The sequence below is a fragment of the Streptomyces sp. 3211.6 genome (genome assembly GCF_003634815.1).
GTDB lineage: Bacteria > Actinomycetota > Actinomycetes > Streptomycetales > Streptomycetaceae > Streptomyces > Streptomyces katrae_A.
Genome location: NZ_RBXC01000001.1, coordinates 3,257,425 through 3,274,283, shown reverse-complemented (window position 1 = coordinate 3,274,283; position 16,859 = coordinate 3,257,425). Strand labels below are relative to the sequence as shown.

The 16,859-nt window shown below is 71.4% G+C and carries 10 protein-coding genes; 8 read left to right on the top strand and 2 right to left on the bottom strand.

Annotated features, from left to right (window positions below; translation table 11 throughout):
* Positions 1-97 precede the first annotated feature (97 nt).
* The 3 genes from BX286_RS14970 to BX286_RS14960 all read left to right on the top strand — a co-directional run bounded on the left by BX286_RS14970 (position 98) and on the right by BX286_RS14960 (position 2,866).
* Positions 98-883: a ComF family protein gene (locus BX286_RS14970; RefSeq protein WP_121015155.1), complete on the top strand. Its 786-nt coding sequence runs from the start codon at positions 98-100 to the stop codon at positions 881-883.
* 352 nt (positions 884-1,235) lie between these two features.
* Positions 1,236-1,934, top strand: coding sequence for a ribosome hibernation-promoting factor, HPF/YfiA family (gene hpf, locus BX286_RS14965; RefSeq protein ID WP_079427459.1), 699 nt, complete (start codon positions 1,236-1,238; stop codon positions 1,932-1,934).
* 188 nt (positions 1,935-2,122) lie between these two features.
* Positions 2,123-2,866 carry a response regulator transcription factor gene (locus BX286_RS14960; protein WP_079427457.1) on the top strand — a complete coding sequence of 248 codons (744 nt, stop codon included), beginning with the start codon at positions 2,123-2,125 and terminating at the stop codon, positions 2,864-2,866.
* 51 nt (positions 2,867-2,917) lie between these two features.
* On the opposite strand, the gene BX286_RS14955 is transcribed toward BX286_RS14960, so the two are convergent.
* Positions 2,918-4,084 carry a winged helix-turn-helix domain-containing protein gene (locus tag BX286_RS14955; protein ID WP_100863555.1) on the bottom strand — a complete coding sequence of 389 codons (1,167 nt, stop codon included), beginning with the start codon at positions 4,082-4,084 and terminating at the stop codon, positions 2,918-2,920.
* 9 nt (positions 4,085-4,093) lie between these two features.
* Complete coding sequence (locus BX286_RS14950; protein WP_100863556.1) at positions 4,094-4,675, bottom strand: GNAT family N-acetyltransferase; 582 nt, start codon at positions 4,673-4,675, stop codon at positions 4,094-4,096.
* Positions 4,676-4,901: 226 nt separating this feature from the next.
* On the opposite strand from BX286_RS14950, the gene secA reads away from it, so the two are divergent.
* From secA to BX286_RS14925, 5 genes are all read left to right on the top strand, one after another.
* Entirely contained in the window at positions 4,902-7,697 is a 2,796-nt protein-coding gene (gene secA / locus BX286_RS14945; RefSeq protein ID WP_079427451.1) for a preprotein translocase subunit SecA, read from the top strand.
* A 2,165-nt stretch (positions 7,698-9,862) separates the two neighbouring features.
* Positions 9,863-10,219 carry an Rv3235 family protein gene (locus tag BX286_RS14940; protein WP_079431748.1) on the top strand — a complete coding sequence of 119 codons (357 nt, stop codon included), beginning with the start codon at positions 9,863-9,865 and terminating at the stop codon, positions 10,217-10,219.
* Between the two features lie 32 nt (positions 10,220-10,251).
* The gene (locus BX286_RS14935) at positions 10,252-10,752 is read left to right on the top strand and encodes a DUF6912 family protein (RefSeq protein WP_079427449.1); all 501 of its coding nucleotides are present in this window, start codon (positions 10,252-10,254) and stop codon (positions 10,750-10,752) included.
* A gap of 95 nt (positions 10,753-10,847) precedes the next feature.
* Complete coding sequence (locus tag BX286_RS14930; protein WP_100864228.1) at positions 10,848-11,516, top strand: HAD family hydrolase; 669 nt, start codon at positions 10,848-10,850, stop codon at positions 11,514-11,516.
* A gap of 364 nt (positions 11,517-11,880) precedes the next feature.
* Positions 11,881-16,845 (top strand): NAD-glutamate dehydrogenase, encoded by a 4,965-nt coding sequence (locus BX286_RS14925; RefSeq protein WP_121015153.1) that lies wholly within the window; start codon positions 11,881-11,883, stop codon positions 16,843-16,845.
* The last annotated feature ends 14 nt before the right edge of the window (positions 16,846-16,859 follow it).

The window sequence follows — 16,859 nt, the reverse complement described above, 5'->3', positions numbered from 1 at the left end:
GAGGCGGACGCGGGGCGGCCGGCCGGGTACTCCCGGCCGGCCGCCGCGGTTTTCCACAGGGGTCGCGGCCCGCCCGTGCGCCGGGCAGGGTGGAGTCATGCGGGGGTGGTGGCAGGAGCTGGCCGGGCTGGTCCTGCCGGCCGCCTGCGCGGGCTGCGGGGCCGCGCGCTCACTGCTGTGCGGGGCCTGCCGCGGGGCCCTGGGCGGCGCGGGTGCGGGGCCGGTGTGCCCGGCGGTGCGGGGCGCGCTGCCGTCGTTGCCGCCGGTGTACGCGGCGGCCCGGTACGAGGGGCCGGTGCGGGCGGTCGTGCTGGCCCACAAGGAACGCGGCGCCCTGCCCCTGGCCGGCCCGCTGGGCGCCGCCCTGGCCGCGGCGGTCTCGGCGGCGGCCCGCACGGGGGCCCGGGGAGAGCGCGGGGGCGGGGCGGGGGCCTGGGGAGGGGAGCTGGTGCTGGTCCCGGTGCCGTCCGCGCGGAGGGCCGTGCGGGCGCGCGGGCACGATCCGGCGCGCCGGATCGCCCTGGCCGCCTCCCGGCGGCTGCGGCGGGCCGGGGAGCCCGCGCGCGTGGCGCCCGTACTGCGGCTGCGGCGGCGGGTCGCCGACCAGGCCGGGCTGGGGGCCCGGCAGCGGCGGGAGAACCTGGCCGGGGCCCTGGAGGTGCGCCCGGGCGGGGTGCGGACGGCGGGTGGGGCTCGGATCGTGGTGGTGGACGACGTGGTGACGACCGGAGCCACGCTCGAGGAGGCGGCCCGGGCGCTGCGCGCGGCGGGGCTGCGGGCGGACGCGGCGGCCGTCGTGGCGGCGCCATCCGGATCGTTCGCCCGGGCCCTGATGCTAGAGCGCCGGTGGACTACTCGTACAGAGCAAAAATCTCGTGAATAGATTTGGAACTGCTGGGGAATGCGCATCGTTGCAGGTAGTAAGAGGGACCACCCACCTGAACGGAGGTAGGTTCCGGTAGCGGGTGCCGACAACCGGCTTGGAGAGATATGTTCGGTTGTGAGGAACTGGCGATCCTTGGGCCCCCTGGTATCGGAGCGCCGGTCCGCCCGTTTTGGAATCTTCGTGTCAGAGGGTGTCTCTCTACTCCGAAGTCGGTGGGGTGTAGATCTTGCCGATGGGGGAGGAGGAGGTGAAAGTCGCCAAGTCCGAGGCTCCGGTGTTCACCGGAGCCTGGTGCGAAAGGGAGACGCTTCGCCGCTCGTGGTGAAGGTCTCCGGGAACGGAGTTCTGCGTGGACATCGTCGTCAAGGGCCGCAAGACCGAGGTGCCCGAGCGGTTCCGCAAGCACGTGGCCGAGAAGCTGAATCCCGAGCGGATCCAGAAGCTCGACGCCAAGGTGATCAGCTTGGACGTCGAGGTGTCCAAGGAGCACAACCCGCGTCAGGCCGACCGTTCCGACCGTGTCGAGATCACCCTGCGTTCGCGGGGCCCGGTGATCCGCGCCGAGGCCGCCGCAGGCGACCCGTACGCAGCCCTCGACCTGGCTCAGGACAAGCTGGAGGCCCGGCTGCGCAAGCAGCACGACAAGCGTTTCACCCGCCGCGGCACCGGACGGCTCTCGGCAGCCGAGGTCGCCGACAGCGTGCCGGGCGTGGCGACGCTCAACGGCAACGGACAGCCGGTCGGTGAGGAGACCGAGGACGGAATTCCGACCACCCGGATCGGATCCCTCGAAGTGCAGGGCGAAGGCCCGCTGATCGTCCGCGAGAAGACCCACTCGGCCCGGCCCATGTCGCTCGACCAGGCTCTCTACGAAATGGAACTGGTCGGCCACGACTTCTATCTGTTCGTCGACTCCGAGACCAAGATGCCGAGCGTCGTCTACCGGCGCCACGCCTACGACTACGGCGTCATCCACGTGGACCCCGACGGGGCATCCAGCTCGGAGGAGTCGGCCGTCGGCGGCGCCGGCGGAGCGCTCGGAGGCTGACCATCGATCCGTTGCCCCTGCGGAAGCCACGGTGTTTCCGCAGGGGCACCTGTATGACTCGTATGAGCCAAAGGGATTCCGCCAGACCCCCGTGTGACGGTGCGGGCATGGAATCATGGCGGGCAGTCAACCGGCGGCCGCCCCCGCCGGGTTGGCCCAGCAGCTCGGTACATGCAGGGGGAGGAACGATGGCGGACAGCTTCGGGCCGGTGCGCGGTGACGACGGAGCCGGCTGTCGTGCGGCGGAGGCGGCGGACCCGGCGGAGGCCGGGGAGCCCATCCGGGTCCTCGTGGTCGACGACCACGCCCTCTTCCGGCGCGGGCTGGAGATCGTCCTCGCGCAGGAGGAGGACATCCAGGTCGTCGGCGAGGCCGGGGACGGGGCGGAGGCCGTGGACAAGGCCGCCGACCTGCTTCCGGACATCGTGCTGATGGACGTGCGGATGCCGCGGCGCGGCGGGATCGAGGCCTGCACCTCGATCAAGGAGGTCGCCCCCTCCGCGAAGATCATCATGCTGACGATCAGCGACGAGGAGGCCGACCTCTACGACGCGATCAAGGCGGGCGCGACGGGCTACCTGCTGAAGGAGATCTCCACGGACGAGGTCGCCACCGCGATCCGCGCCGTCGCGGACGGGCAGTCGCAGATCAGCCCGTCGATGGCGTCGAAGCTGCTGACCGAGTTCAAGTCGATGATCCAGCGCACCGACGAGCGCCGGCTGGTGCCGGCGCCCCGGCTGACCGACCGGGAGCTGGAGGTGCTGAAGCTGGTGGCGACCGGGATGAACAACCGGGACATCGCCAAGCAGCTGTTCATCTCCGAGAACACCGTGAAGAACCACGTCCGCAACATCCTGGAGAAGCTCCAGCTGCACTCGCGGATGGAGGCGGTCGTGTACGCGATGCGCGAGAAGATCCTGGAGATCCGCTGAGCGGTGCCGCTCCGCGGCGGGCGCCGGGCGGGGCCCCGCGCCACCGCGGCGCTACGCCCGGCGGGCGGCGAGTTCCGCCGTGACCGCCGCCGCCTCCCGCTCGTCGCCCGCGCGCTCGACCCGTACGTCCTCGCATCCCACCCAGCGGGCGGCTTCCCACAGCGCCTCGGCCATCGCCCCGGCGGCCTTCGGGGTGGTCAGCGACAGCTGCCGGGCCACCAGCGTGCGCCCCTCGCGGCCCGGGTCGACCCGGCCCTGGAGCCGCCCGCCGGCCAGCAGCGGCATCGCGAAGTACCCGTGTATCCGCTTCGGCTTGGGGACGTACGCCTCCAGCCGGTGCGTGAAGCCGAAGATCCGCTCGGTGCGGGGGCGGTCCCACACGAGGGAGTCGAACGGGGACAGCAGCGTGGTGCGGTGCCGGCCGCGCGGCTCGGACGCCAGCGCCTGCGGGTGCGCCCAGGCCGGCTTGCCCCAGCCCTCCACCGACACCGGGACCAGCCCGGAATCGGCGACCACCGCGTCGAACTGCTCGCCCTTGAGGCGGTGGTAGTCGGCGATGTCGGCCCGGGTGCCCACCCCGAGGGACCGGCCGGCCAGCTCGACCAGGCGGCGCAGGCACTCGCGGTCGTCGAGGTCGTCGTGGAACAGGGCGTCGGGCACGGCCCGCTCGGCCAGGTCGTAGACCCGCTTCCAGCCGCGCCGCTCGGTGCAGACCACCTCACCGGTGTCGAGCAGCCACTCCACCGCGATCTTGGTCTCGGACCACTCGAACCACTCCCCGCCGTTCTTCGCGCCGCCCAGCTCGGAGGAAGTCAGCGGGCCGTCGGCGCGCAGCCGGTCCAGGACGGCGGCCGTCGAGCGCTCCTTGTCCTGCAGGACGTGCCAGCGGTGGCCGCGGGCCCGGCGGGCGCGGCGGCGGAACGCGAAGTGCGGCCACTCCTCGATGGGCAGGATGCACGCCGCGTGCGACCAGTACTCGAAGGCGTGGCTGTCCGACCAGTACGCCTGCTCCACGGTGTCCCGGCCGACCGCGCCGAGCCGGGCGTAGGGGATCAGCTCGTGCGACCGGGCCAGGACCGAGATGGTGTCCAGCTGTACGGCGCCCAGGTGCCGCAGCACCCCGCGCACACCTGCCTTGCGGTCGGGCGCGCCGAGGAAGCCCTGCGCGCGCAGCGCGATCCGGCGGGCCTCGTCGGCGGAGAGGGCGATGATCGGCATTCCGCGAGCCTAGGGGGTGGCACTGACAGCGGGCAGGTACGGCAGCCGGCAGGGCAGCCCGAGGTCCGAGGGGAGCAGGCCGCCGACCCAGCAGTCGCGCAGGGTGCCGCGTATGTCGAGGGCGGCCCGCAGGGTGCCCTCGACGCGGAAGCCGGCCTTCTCCGCGACGGCGCGGGAGGGCGCGTTCCCGACGGCGGCGCGCCATTCCAGGCGGCCGGCGCCGACCTCGGTGAACAGCCAGCGGGCCACACCGTCGACCGCTTCGGTCATGTAGCCGCGGCCCCGGTGCTCCTTCGTGGTCCAGTAGCCGATCTCGTAGGCACCGGGGCCGCGCACGTGCACCCCGACGGAGGCGACCAGCGGGCCGTCCTCCCCGAGCCGTACCGCGAAGGTGTACGCGCGGTCCTCGCGCCAGGCGGCGGGGGAGAACTCGTTCACCCACTCCTCGGCGTGCGCCCGCTCGTAGGGGGAGGGCACGACGGTCCAGCGCTGGATCTCGGGGTCCTGGCAGGCGGCGTGGACCTCCTCCGCGTCGGAGGGGGCGAAGGGGCGCAGGGTAAGCCGGGCGGTGGACAGAGTGAGGGGTTCCATGAACGGATTGTGGCGGCCCCGGGTAACCCGGGCGAGGGGTTTTCGCCCGTACCGGCACCCAACGGGTCCCCCGTACGTTCTCATTCCGGGCGCCCGTGCCCTGCGGACACGGCGGACCTCCCGACGCGACCACGTCCTCGCTTACGATGGCCGTTGCGGTGGGGCCCACCTGCCGTGCCCGGCTACGTAAAGTGCCCAGGCCCGACCGGCAAGGAGACCAGCCTCAGTGTCCGTCCTCACCAAGCTCATGCGTGCAGGCGAAGGCAAGATCCTGCGCAAACTGCACCGCATCGCGGACCAGGTCAACTCCATCGAAGAGGACTTCGTCAACCTCTCCGACGCCGAGTTGCGGGCCCTCACGGACGAGTACAAGCAGCGCTACCAGGACGGCGAGAGCCTCGACGACCTGCTCCCCGAGGCCTTCGCGACCGTCCGCGAGGCCGCGAAGCGCGTCCTGGGCCAGCGGCACTACGACGTCCAGATCATGGGCGGCGCCGCGCTGCACCTCGGGTACGTCGCCGAGATGAAGACCGGTGAGGGCAAGACCCTCGTCGGTACGCTGCCCGCCTACCTGAACGCCCTGTCGGGCCTGGGCGTCCACCTGATCACGGTCAACGACTACCTCGCCGAGCGCGACTCCGAGCTGATGGGCCGGGTGCACAAGTTCCTCGGCCTGGAGGTCGGCTGCATCCTGGCGAACATGTCGCCCGCCCAGCGCCGCGAACAGTACAACTGCGACATCACGTACGGAACGAACAACGAGTTCGGCTTCGACTACCTGCGCGACAACATGGCCTGGTCGAAGGACGAGCTGGTCCAGCGCGGCCACAACTTCGCCGTGGTCGACGAGGTCGACTCCATCCTCGTCGACGAGGCCCGCACCCCGCTGATCATCTCCGGCCCGGCCGACCAGGCGACGAAGTGGTACGCCGACTTCGCCAAGCTGGTCACCCGCCTGACCAAGGGCGAGCCGGGCAACCCGCTCAAGGGCATCGAGGAGACCGGCGACTACGAGGTCGACGAGAAGAAGCGCACGGTCGGCATCCACGAGGCCGGCGTCGCCAAGGTCGAGGACTGGCTCGGCATCGACAACCTCTACGAGTCGGTGAACACCCCGCTCGTCGGCTACCTGAACAACGCCATCAAGGCGAAGGAACTGTTCAAGAAGGACAAGGACTACGTCGTCATCGACGGCGAAGTCATGATCGTCGACGAGCACACCGGCCGTATCCTCGCCGGCCGCCGCTACAACGAGGGCATGCACCAGGCGATCGAGGCGAAGGAAGGGGTGGACATCAAGGACGAGAACCAGACCCTCGCCACGATCACCCTCCAGAACTTCTTCCGCCTCTACACCAAGCTGTCCGGTATGACCGGTACGGCCATGACCGAGGCCGCCGAGTTCCACCAGATCTACAAGCTCGGCGTCGTCCCGATCCCGACGAACCGCGCGATGCAGCGCAAGGACCAGCCCGACCTCATCTACCGCACCGAGGTCGCCAAGTTCGCCGCCGTCGTCGACGACATCGCCGAGAAGCACGAGAAGGGCCAGCCGATCCTCGTCGGCACGACGTCGGTCGAGAAGTCCGAGTACCTCTCGCAGCAGCTCTCCAAGCGCGGCATCCCGCACGAGGTGCTCAACGCCAAGCAGCACGAGCGCGAGGCCGCCATCGTCGCCCAGGCGGGCCGCCGCGGCGCCGTCACCGTCGCCACGAACATGGCCGGCCGCGGTACCGACATCAAGCTCGGCGGCAACCCCGACGACCTCGCCGAGGCGGAGCTGCGCCAGCGCGGCCTCGACCCGGAGGAGCACATCGAGGAGTGGGCGCACGCCCTGCCCGAAGCGCTCTCCAGGGCCGAGGCGGCCGTGAAGGCGGAGTTCGAGGAGGTCAAGGAGCTCGGCGGCCTGTACGTGCTGGGCACCGAGCGGCACGAGTCGCGCCGTATCGACAACCAGCTGCGCGGCCGCTCCGGCCGTCAGGGCGACCCGGGCGAGTCCCGTTTCTACCTGTCGCTGGGCGACGACCTGATGCGCCTGTTCAAGGCCCAGATGGTCGAGCGCGTCATGGCCATGGCCAACGTGCCGGACGACGTCCCGATCGAGAACAAGATGGTCACGCGCGCGATCGCGTCGGCCCAGTCGCAGGTCGAGACCCAGAACTTCGAGACCCGTAAGAACGTCCTGAAGTACGACGAGGTCCTCAACAGCCAGCGCGAGGTCATCTACGGCGAGCGCCGCCGCGTCCTGGAGGGCGAGGACCTGCACGAGCAGGTGCGCTTCTTCATGGACGACACGATCGACGCGTACATCGCCGCCGAGACGGTCGAGGGCTTCGCCGAGGAGTGGGACCTGGACCGGCTGTGGGGCGCCTTCAAGCAGCTCTACCCGATCAAGGTGACGGTGGAAGAGCTGGAGGAGGCCGCCGGGGACCGCGCGGGCATCACCGCCGAGTTCATCGCCGAGTCCGTCAAGGACGACATCCACGAGCAGTACGAGGCGCGCGAGGCGGCCCTGGGCGCCGACGTCATGCGCGAGCTGGAGCGCCGCGTGGTCCTGTCGGTGCTGGACCGCAAGTGGCGTGAGCACCTCTACGAGATGGACTACCTCCAGGAGGGCATCGGCCTGCGCGCGATGGCCCAGAAGGACCCGCTGGTCGAGTACCAGCGCGAGGGCTTCGACATGTTCAACGCCATGATGGAGGGCATCAAGGAGGAGTCCGTCGGCTACCTGTTCAACCTGGAGGTCCAGGTGGAGCAGCAGGTCGAGGAGGTCCCCGTGCAGGCCGAGGCGGCCCCGTCGCTGGCCAAGGAGCCGGTGCCGTCGGCGCGCCCGGAGATCCGCGCCAAGGGCCTGGACACCCCGCAGCGCCCGGACCGCCTGCACTTCTCCGCCCCGACGGTGGACGGCGAGGGCGGCGTGGTCGAGGGCGACTTCGACGACGCCAACGGCGGAGACGGCCTGACCCGCGCGGAGCGCCGCAAGGCCCAGAAGGCGACGGGCGGCCGCCGCCGCAAGAAGTAACCCCCACGCGCGCTGCGCGCGGGCCGGGGCCGGACACCTTGGGGTGTCCGGCCCCGTTTGGTTTTACGTCGGCACGGGGGGCGGGACTTTTCCCCCTGCGAGGGGCCGGGGGCGGGCCGGTGGCTGCCCACCCGCCGCGCGGGGTGCCGGGCGGGGGGCGGTGGCACAGTGCGGCGGGCCCAGGGCCGGGACCGCGGGAGCCCGCCGGACGGAGCCGGTCAGCCGGGCGGGGCGGTAGGGGGCGGGGTCCTGGCGGGGCGGTCTCAGAGAAGGGTTGGGGCTTTCCCGTCAGTCCCACTGTCCTTCCGGTTCGGGCCGCCCTGTCAAGGGCGCTCCCTTCGGTCGCGTCGCTTCGCGATCGCCTTCGGCGACCCTTGACAGCCCGTCCCGCCCCGGAAAGACAAGGACTGCCGGGAAACCCCCAAAAGGACGGCACGGTCCATCGATGGACATACGCGGGATCAGCGACCAGGCGGGTAGGTCGGGGGCCGCCTCGCCGGGCATCCGGGCCGACGAGGCAGTGCATCGGGGCCGCGATTCGCGACAGATCGCTACGCGCTCCTCCCGTCTCAGCGTCCGCCGCCCGTCCGGGGCCGCTGCCCGCAGGAAAGGACGATGGAATCGTCATCCGGGGCCGGTGGGCGCGACAGATCGCTACGCGCTCCTGTCTTTTCGGCGTCCGGCGGCCGGCTGGGGTCGCTGCCTGCACGAAATGCCGATGAGAAGGCCATCAGGCGACCCCAGGCGCGTCAGATCGCTACGCGCTCCTCATTTCTCGGCGGCTGATGGCCGTCTTGGGCCGGGATGCTCTGCGGATCGGCTTTTGGTGCCGTCACCAGCCCCAGATGGCCGCCGGACGCCGGAATTCGAGGAGCGCGTAGCGATCTGACGCGCCCCCGAGCCCGGATGCTGCTCTGTTCGTCATTTGGTGCAGGTATCAGCCCCCCGCGGCCGCCGGACGCCGAGAAGAGAGGAGCGCGTAGCGATCTGGGGCGCCTGGCGGCTTCGGATGCCAATTCCGTCGGCTTTTGGTGCGGGCAGCGGCCCCAGACGGTCGCCAGCCGCTGAAATCAGAGGAGCGCGTAGCGATTTGATGCGCCCACCGGCCCCGGATGACGATCCTGTCGGCCTTTGCTGCGGGCGGCGACCCCAGACGGCCGTCGGACGCCAAAACCAGAGGAGCGCGTAGCGATCTGTCGCGGATCGCGGCCCCGATGAACTGACTCGTCGGCCCGGATGCTTGGCGTGGCGGCCCCCGACGACCCCGAAGGGTCGCTGAGTCCGCCGGATGTCCTATGAACGTCCGTCCCGTTCCTTTGGGGGTTTCCCGGCAGTCTTCGTTTTTCCGTGGCGGGACGGGCTGTCAAGAGTGGAGCGCAGCGACATCGCATAGCGACGCGACGAAGGAGCGCTCTTGACTGACCGGCCCGACGCGGAAGGACGATGAGACTGACGGGAAATCCCCAACCCATCTCTGAGACCGCTGAGTGTGGTCCCGGCCATCCCCTGTGCCGGGTCGCCGGGTGCGGAGAGTGAAGGGTCCCGTGGGTTGCTGGGGTGCGGTGTGTGGGGCCGGGAGGGTGACTTGGGCGTACCCCTTTCGGGCTTGGGTCGGCGGGGGTTCCGGCGTCCACGTAGGGCCTTCGTGAGGGGTTTTCCGGGCCTGGCTGAGGGGGGCCGGCACTCGGATAGGTGAAGCTCGGCGGGGGCTTCGGGGGTGGGGTGCGGTGGTTGCGGAGCGTGTTCGGGGGTCGTAGAAAAACCGGGTCAAGTTACCGCCTGGTACCGCTGGGGCCAGGCTCGGTCTGATCGGGGGAATCGGCATGGACACCACCACGCGCGGCGCCATCGGCGGCGAGGGGAGCCGCAGCAGGCCGGGGGCGGTGAGCCGGACCCGGCCCGCCGGGCGGCGGGACCAGCGGCGGCCGGGCGCCGGGCCCCGGTCGGCGGGCGGGACCCGCCCCACAGCCGGGCCGGGGCCCGCCGGGGTTGGGCCGCTGCCGACCCCCGCCGGGGTTGGGCCGCTGCCGACGCCCGCCGGGGGCGGGCCGCTGCCGGCCCCCGCCGGGGGTGGGCCGCAGCGGGGGCCGGGCGGGGGTGGGCCGCAGGCGGGTGGGCGGGTGGCCGGGGTTCCGCTGCAGCGGGGCCTCGGGAGTCCGCGGTCCGTGCGCCGGCTGGGGCCGCACGAGTGGTTCGCGCAGCGGATCCTCGCCGTGGTGAGCGGGCAGCGGCCCGTGCATTCGCTGCTCGGGCTGACCGTCGGGGAGGCCTACGACCAGCTGGTCGAGCTCGCGCCGACCGGGCCGCTTCGGGAGCGGCTGCGGCCCGTGCTGCGGCACTGCGGGCGGTTCCACCCGGGGCCGGGGGTCATCGAGGCGTTCGCCCGGATCGCGACGGGGGACCGGGTCTCCGCGATGGCATTCCGGCTCGAACAGGGGGCTGATCAGCGCTGGCGGTGTGCCGCCGTGGAGATCCGGGGTCCCCGCCCCTGGGGGAGTTCGCGGGTCGCGGTCGTATCCTGAGGGGGTTTTCCGACTACCGAAAGCAGCCGGCCATGCGCGTGTACGTCCCCCTGACCCTTCCCGGGCTCGCCGAGGCGCACAAGGCGGGCGAGCTGGGGCCCGCCCCGCTCCGCGCGTACGCCGTGACCCCCGGGCTGCGGGAGTGGTACGTCTCCGACGACATCGAGGAGCTGGAGTACGCGGCCCTCAGCCGGGCCGCCGCCGCCTCCCTGCGGATGCTGGCCGCGGACGCCGCCGCGCCGCGCAAGCGGGTCGTCGTCGCCGTCGACGTGGACGACAAGGCCGCCGTCGCCTCTCCCGGGCTGGACGAGGCCACCCTCGGGCAGGTGACGCTCGCCGCCGCCGTGCGGCTGACCGTGGCCGCCGCCGTGCACGTGGACGCCGGGGACGCCGAGGAGGACGTGACCGCCGCCGCCGGGGCGCTGGCCGCCGCGGACGCCGGGGACGACGACGCGCAGTTCATCGTCGACGGCGCCGAGGACCACGAGCTGCTGTGGTTCGGCGTGCAGGAGATCCCCGGGCTGCTGGGGTGAGTGGCGTGAGCGGGGTGCCTGGGGTGAGTGGGGCGGACACGGCGGACGCGATGGACGTGATGGGTGGGTTGAGTGGAATGGGGGCGGAGGTTCCGGTGAGTGGTGGTACGGCCCACATCGTGTGGGACTGGAACGGGACCCTGCTGCACGACATCGACGCCGTCATGACCGCCACCAACGCCTCCTTCGCCGAGCTCGGTTTTCCGCCGATCACCCTGGAGCGCTACCGCGAGCTGTATGTCGTCCCCGTGCCGAAGTTCTACGAGCGGCTCATGGGCCGGCTGCCCTCCGAGGAGGAGTGGGTCGTGATGGACGAGGCCTTCCACCGGCACTACTGGGCGGCCGCCGCGGACTCCGGTCTCGCCGAGGGCGCGCGGGAGCTGCTGCGGGGCTGGCAGGCGGACGGGTACACCCAGTCCCTGCTGTCCCTCGCGCCCCACGACAGGCTCGTCCCCCTGGTCCGCGAACACGGCATCGACGTGCACTTCCTCCGGGTCGACGGCCGCACCGGACCCTCGCACACCTCCAAGGCGGGGCACCTCGTACGCCATATGGCCGCCCTGGAGGCGGCCGGTGTGACGGCTTCCCGTACGGTCCTCGTCGGCGACGCCGTGGACGATGCGTTGGCCGCCGCCCACGTGGGCGCACGCGCCGTCCTGTACACCGGGGGCTCGCACAGCCGGGCCAGTCTGGAGTCGGCGGGCGTGCCCGTGGTCGACAGCCTCGCCGAGGCCGTCGCCACCGCCCGTGAGCTGGCCGGATAACGACCCCCGCACGCCGCGGCGGCGGAGTCGCTGGCCAGAGTGTCCAGGTTTTACCCCCGGTTTTGTACAGATGCAGTGAATGACGACCTGGGGGTCCGGCGAGATAGCCTTGTACCCGTGATCAGCGCGATAGTCCTCGGGGGCACCCATGCCCCCGGCCCGCGCCCGGCGCACATTCGTGCCCGGGCCCTCGCTGATCCCCGCCGCCGGGACCTGTCGATCATGGTCGAAGCCCTCCCGGGCGGCTCTCCCGACGACACGGCGTCGCAACCGGATCCGGACGGACTTCCCACCCCATCGCGGCGCTTTGTCATTCCTTCCTTCACCTACGTCACGCAATGGCGCGCGACAGGAGCCAGAGGACATGCAGACCAAGCTGGACGAAGCAAAGGCCGAGCTGCTCGCGCGGGCGGCACGGGTAGCTGAGAACAGCCCGGCCGGGGGGCTACTTCCGACTGGGTCCGAGCAAGGGGAGCACCCCGGGCAGGGCGCGACGCTCGCCTACCTCCAGCGCTACTACCTGCACACGGCCCCCGAGGACCTCGCGGACTGCGACCCGGTCGACGTGTTCGGTGCGGCGCTCTCCCACTACCGGCTGGCGGAGAACCGCCCGCAGGGCACGGCGAGCGTGCGCGTGCACACCCCCACGGTCGAGGAGAACGGCTGGACCTCCAGCCACTCGGTCGTCGAGGTCGTCACCGACGACATGCCCTTCCTCGTGGACTCGGTCACCAACGAGCTGTCCCGCCAGGGCCGCGGCATCCACGTCGTGATCCACCCGCAGGTCGTCGTGCGCCGTGACGTCACCGGCAAGCTGATCGAGATCCTCGGCCCCGACTGCGACGCCCACGGCCCCAAGACCGCGCGCCCCCACGACTCCCTCGTCGAGTCCTGGATCCACGTCGAGATCGACCGCGAGACCGACAAGGCGGACCTCAAGCAGATCACCGGCGACCTGCTGCGCGTCCTGTCCGACGTCCGCGAGTCCGTCGAGGACTGGGAGAAGATGCGCGACGCCGCGCTGCGCATCGCCGACGAGCTGCCGGACGAGCCGACCGCGCCGGACCTGCGCGAGTACGAGCTGGAGGAGGCCCGCGAGCTGCTGCGCTGGCTGGCCGACGACCACTTCACCTTCATCGGCTTCCGCGAGTACAACCTGGTCGACGGCGACGCCCTCGCGGCCGTCCCCGGTACCGGTCTGGGCATCCTGCGCTCCGACCCGGTCCACCACGGCCAGGAGGACGCGCACCCCGTTTCGCCGTCCTTCAACCGGCTGCCGGCCGACGCCCGCGCCAAGGCCCGCGAGCACGAGCTGCTGGTGCTGACCAAGGCCAACAGCCGCGCGACCGTCCACCGCCCCTCGTACCTCGACTACGTCGGCGTGAAGAAGTTCGACGCCGAGGGCAACGTGGTCGGCGAGCGCCGCTTCCTCGGCCTGTTCTCCTCCGCCGCGTACACCGAGTCCGTGCGCCGCGTCCCGGTGATCCGCCGCAAGGTCGCCGAGGTGCTGGAGGGTGCCGGCTTCTCGCCGTCCAGCCACGACGGCCGCGACCTGCTCCAGATCCTGGAGACCTACCCGCGCGACGAGCTGTTCCAGACCCCCGTCGACAAGCTCCGCGAGATCGCCACCTCCGTCCTGTACCTCCAGGAACGCCGCCGGCTGCGCCTCTACCTGCGCCAGGACGAGTACGGCCGCTACTACTCGGCGCTCGTCTACCTGCCGCGCGACCGGTTCACCACCGGCGTCCGGCTGCGGCTGATGGACATCTTGAAGGAGGAGCTCGGCGGCACCAGCGTCGACTTCACCGCCTGGAACACCGAGTCGGTCCTGTCCCGCATCCACTTCGTCGTCCGCGTCCCGCAGGGCACCCGGCTGCCCGCGCTGACCGACGCCGACGTCGAGCGCGTCGAGGCCCGCCTGGTCGAGGCCGCCCGCTCCTGGGCCGACGGCTTCGGCGAGGCGCTGACGGCCGAGCTGGGCGAGGAGCGCGCCGCCGAGCTGCTGCGCAAGTACAGCGGCTCGTTCTCCGAGGGCTACAAGGCCGACCACACGCCGCGCATGGCCGTGTCCGACCTGTGCCACCTGGAGCGGCTCTCCGCCAGCGACCGCGAGTTCGCGCTCTCCCTGTACGAGCCCGTCGGCGCGGGCCCGGGCGAGCGCCGCTTCAAGATCTACCGCGAGGGCGAGCAGGTCTCCCTGTCGGCCGTCCTGCCGGTCCTCCAGCGCCTGGGCGTCGAGGTCACCGACGAGCGCCCGTACGAGCTGCGCCGCAGCGACCGGGTGAGCGCCTGGATCTACGACTTCGGCCTGCGGATGCCCCCGGCGGGCAACGGCGACGCCTACCTCGGCGACGACGCCCGCGAGCGGTTCCAGGAGGCCTTCGCGGCCGTGTGGACCGGCGAGGCCGAGAACGACAACTTCAACACCCTCGTCCTGGGCGCCGGGCTCACCTGGCGGCAGGCCGTGGTCCTGCGCGCGTACGCCAAGTACATGCGCCAGGCCGGCTCCACCTTCAGCCAGGACTACATGGAGGACACCCTCCGCAACAACGTCCACACCACCCGGCTGCTGGTCTCCCTCTTCGAGGCGCGGATGTCGCCCGGCCGCCAGGCCGCCGGCACCGAGCTCGTCGACGCCATGCTGGAGGAGCTGGACGGGGCCCTGGACCAGGTCGCCTCGCTCGACGAGGACCGCATCCTGCGGGCGTTCCTGACGCTGATCAAGGCCACCCTGCGCACGAACTTCTTCCAGCTGAACGACGCGGGCGAGCAGCACGCGTACGTGTCGATGAAGTTCGACCCGCAGGCCATCCCGGACCTGCCGGCCCCGCGCCCGGCGTTCGAGATCTGGGTGTACTCCCCGCGCGTCGAGGGCGTCCACCTGCGCTTCGGCAAGGTCGCCCGAGGCGGTCTGCGCTGGTCCGACCGGCGTGAGGACTTCCGTACGGAGATCCTGGGCCTGGTCAAGGCGCAGATGGTGAAGAACACCGTCATCGTGCCGGTCGGCGCCAAGGGCGGCTTCGTCGCCAAGAACCTGCCGGACCCGTCGGTGGACCGCGACGCGTGGCTCGCCGAGGGCATCGCCTCGTACAAGATCTTCATCTCGGCGCTGCTCGACATCACCGACAACATGGTCGCGGGCGAGGTCGTCCCGCCCAAGGGCGTGGTCCGCCACGACGGGGACGACACCTACCTCGTCGTCGCCGCCGACAAGGGCACCGCGACGTTCTCCGACATCGCCAACGGTGTCGCCGAGTCGTACGGGTTCTGGCTGGGCGACGCCTTCGCCTCGGGCGGCAGCGCCGGCTACGACCACAAGGGCATGGGCATCACCGCCCGCGGTGCCTGGGAGTCGGTCAAGCGGCACTTCCGCGAGCTGGGCCACGACACCCAGACCGAGGACTTCACGGTCGTCGGCGTCGGCGACATGTCCGGTGACGTCTTCGGCAACGGCATGCTGCTCTCGGAGCACATCCGCCTGGTCGCCGCCTTCGACCACCGGCACATCTTCATCGACCCGACCCCGGACGCGGCCACCTCGTACGCCGAGCGCCGGCGCCTGTTCGAGCTGCCGCGTTCCTCGTGGGCGGACTACGACACCGCGCTGCTGTCGGCGGGCGGCGGCATCCACCCGCGCACCGCGAAGGCCATCCCGGTCAACGCGCAGATGCGGGCGGCCCTCGGCATCGAGGCGGGCGTCACCAAGATGACCCCGGCCGACCTGATGCAGGCGATCCTTAAGTCCCCGGTGGACCTGCTGTGGAACGGCGGCATCGGTACGTACGTCAAGGCGACGGCCGAGACGCACGCCGACGTCGGCGACAAGGCCAACGACGCCATCCGCGTCAACGGCTCCGACGTCCGCGCCAAGGTCATCGGCGAGGGCGGCAACCTGGGTCTGACCCAGCTGGGCCGCATCGAGTTCGCCCGCAGCGGCGCCGGCGGCGAGGGCGGCAAGATCAACACCGACGCCATCGACAACAGCGCGGGCGTGGACACCTCGGACCACGAGGTGAACATCAAGATCCTGCTGAACGCCCTGGTCACCGAGGGTGACATGACGGTCAAGCAGCGCAACAAGCTGCTCGCCGAGATGACGGACGAGGTCGGCCACCTGGTCCTGCGCAACAACTACGCGCAGAACGTGGCCCTGGCCAACGGTTCGGCGCAGGCGTCGAGCCTGCTCCACGCGCAGCAGCGCTTCATGCGCCGCCTGGGCCGCGACGGGCAGCTGGACCGCCAGCTGGAGTTCCTGCCCAACGACCGGCAGATCCGCGAGCTGCTGAACACCGGCCGTGGTCTGACCCAGCCGGAGCTGGCCGTCCTGTTCGCCTACACCAAGATCACGGTGGCGGACGAGCTCATCCACACCGAGCTCCCGGACGACCCGTACCTGCGCCGTCTGCTGCACGCCTACTTCCCGGGCGCGCTGGTGGCGAAGTTCCCCGAGCAGGTCGACGGGCACGCGCTGCGCCGCGAGATCATCACGACGCTGCTGGTCAACGACACCGTCAACACCGGTGGTTCGACCTTCCTGCACCGGCTGCGGGAGGAGACCGGGGCCTCGCTGGAGGAGATCGTCCGGGCGCAGCTGTCGGCCCGTGAGATCTTCGGCCTGGCCGAGGTGTGGGACGAGGTCGAGGCCCTGGACAACAAGGTCGCGGCCGACGTCCAGACCCGGGTGCGGCTGCACTCGCGGCGCCTGGTGGAGCGCGGTACGCGCTGGCTGCTGAACAACCGGCCGCAGCCGCTGCAGATCACCGAGACGGTCGAGCTGTTCAGCGCGCGGGTGGCGCAGGTCTGGGCCGAGCTGCCGAAGCTGGTGCGCGGCGCGGACCTGGAGTGGTACCAGTCGGTGATGGACGAGCTGACGGGCGAGGGCGTGCCGTCGGAGCTCGCGGCGAAGGTGGCCGGGTTCTCGTCGGCGTTCCCGACGCTGGACATCGTCGCGACCGCCGACCGGACGGGCGTGGACCCGCTGGCGGTCGCCGAGGTGTACTACGACCTGGCCGACCGGCTGGAGATCACGCAGCTGATGGACCGGATCATCGACCTGCCGCGGTCGGACCGCTGGCAGTCGATGGCCCGTGCGTCGATCCGCGAGGACCTGTTCGCGGCGCACGCGGCGCTGACGGCGGACGTGCTGTCGGTGGGCGACGCGGACGCGGCTCCCGAGGAGCGCTTCCAGGCGTGGGAGGCGAAGAACGCGGCGCTGATCGCCCGGGCGCGGACGACCCTGGACGAGATCCGCAGCTCGGACGACTTCGACCTGGCGAACCTGTCGGTGGCGATGCGCACGATGCGCTCGCTGCTGCGGGCGCACGTCTAGTCGTCGGGCAGCCG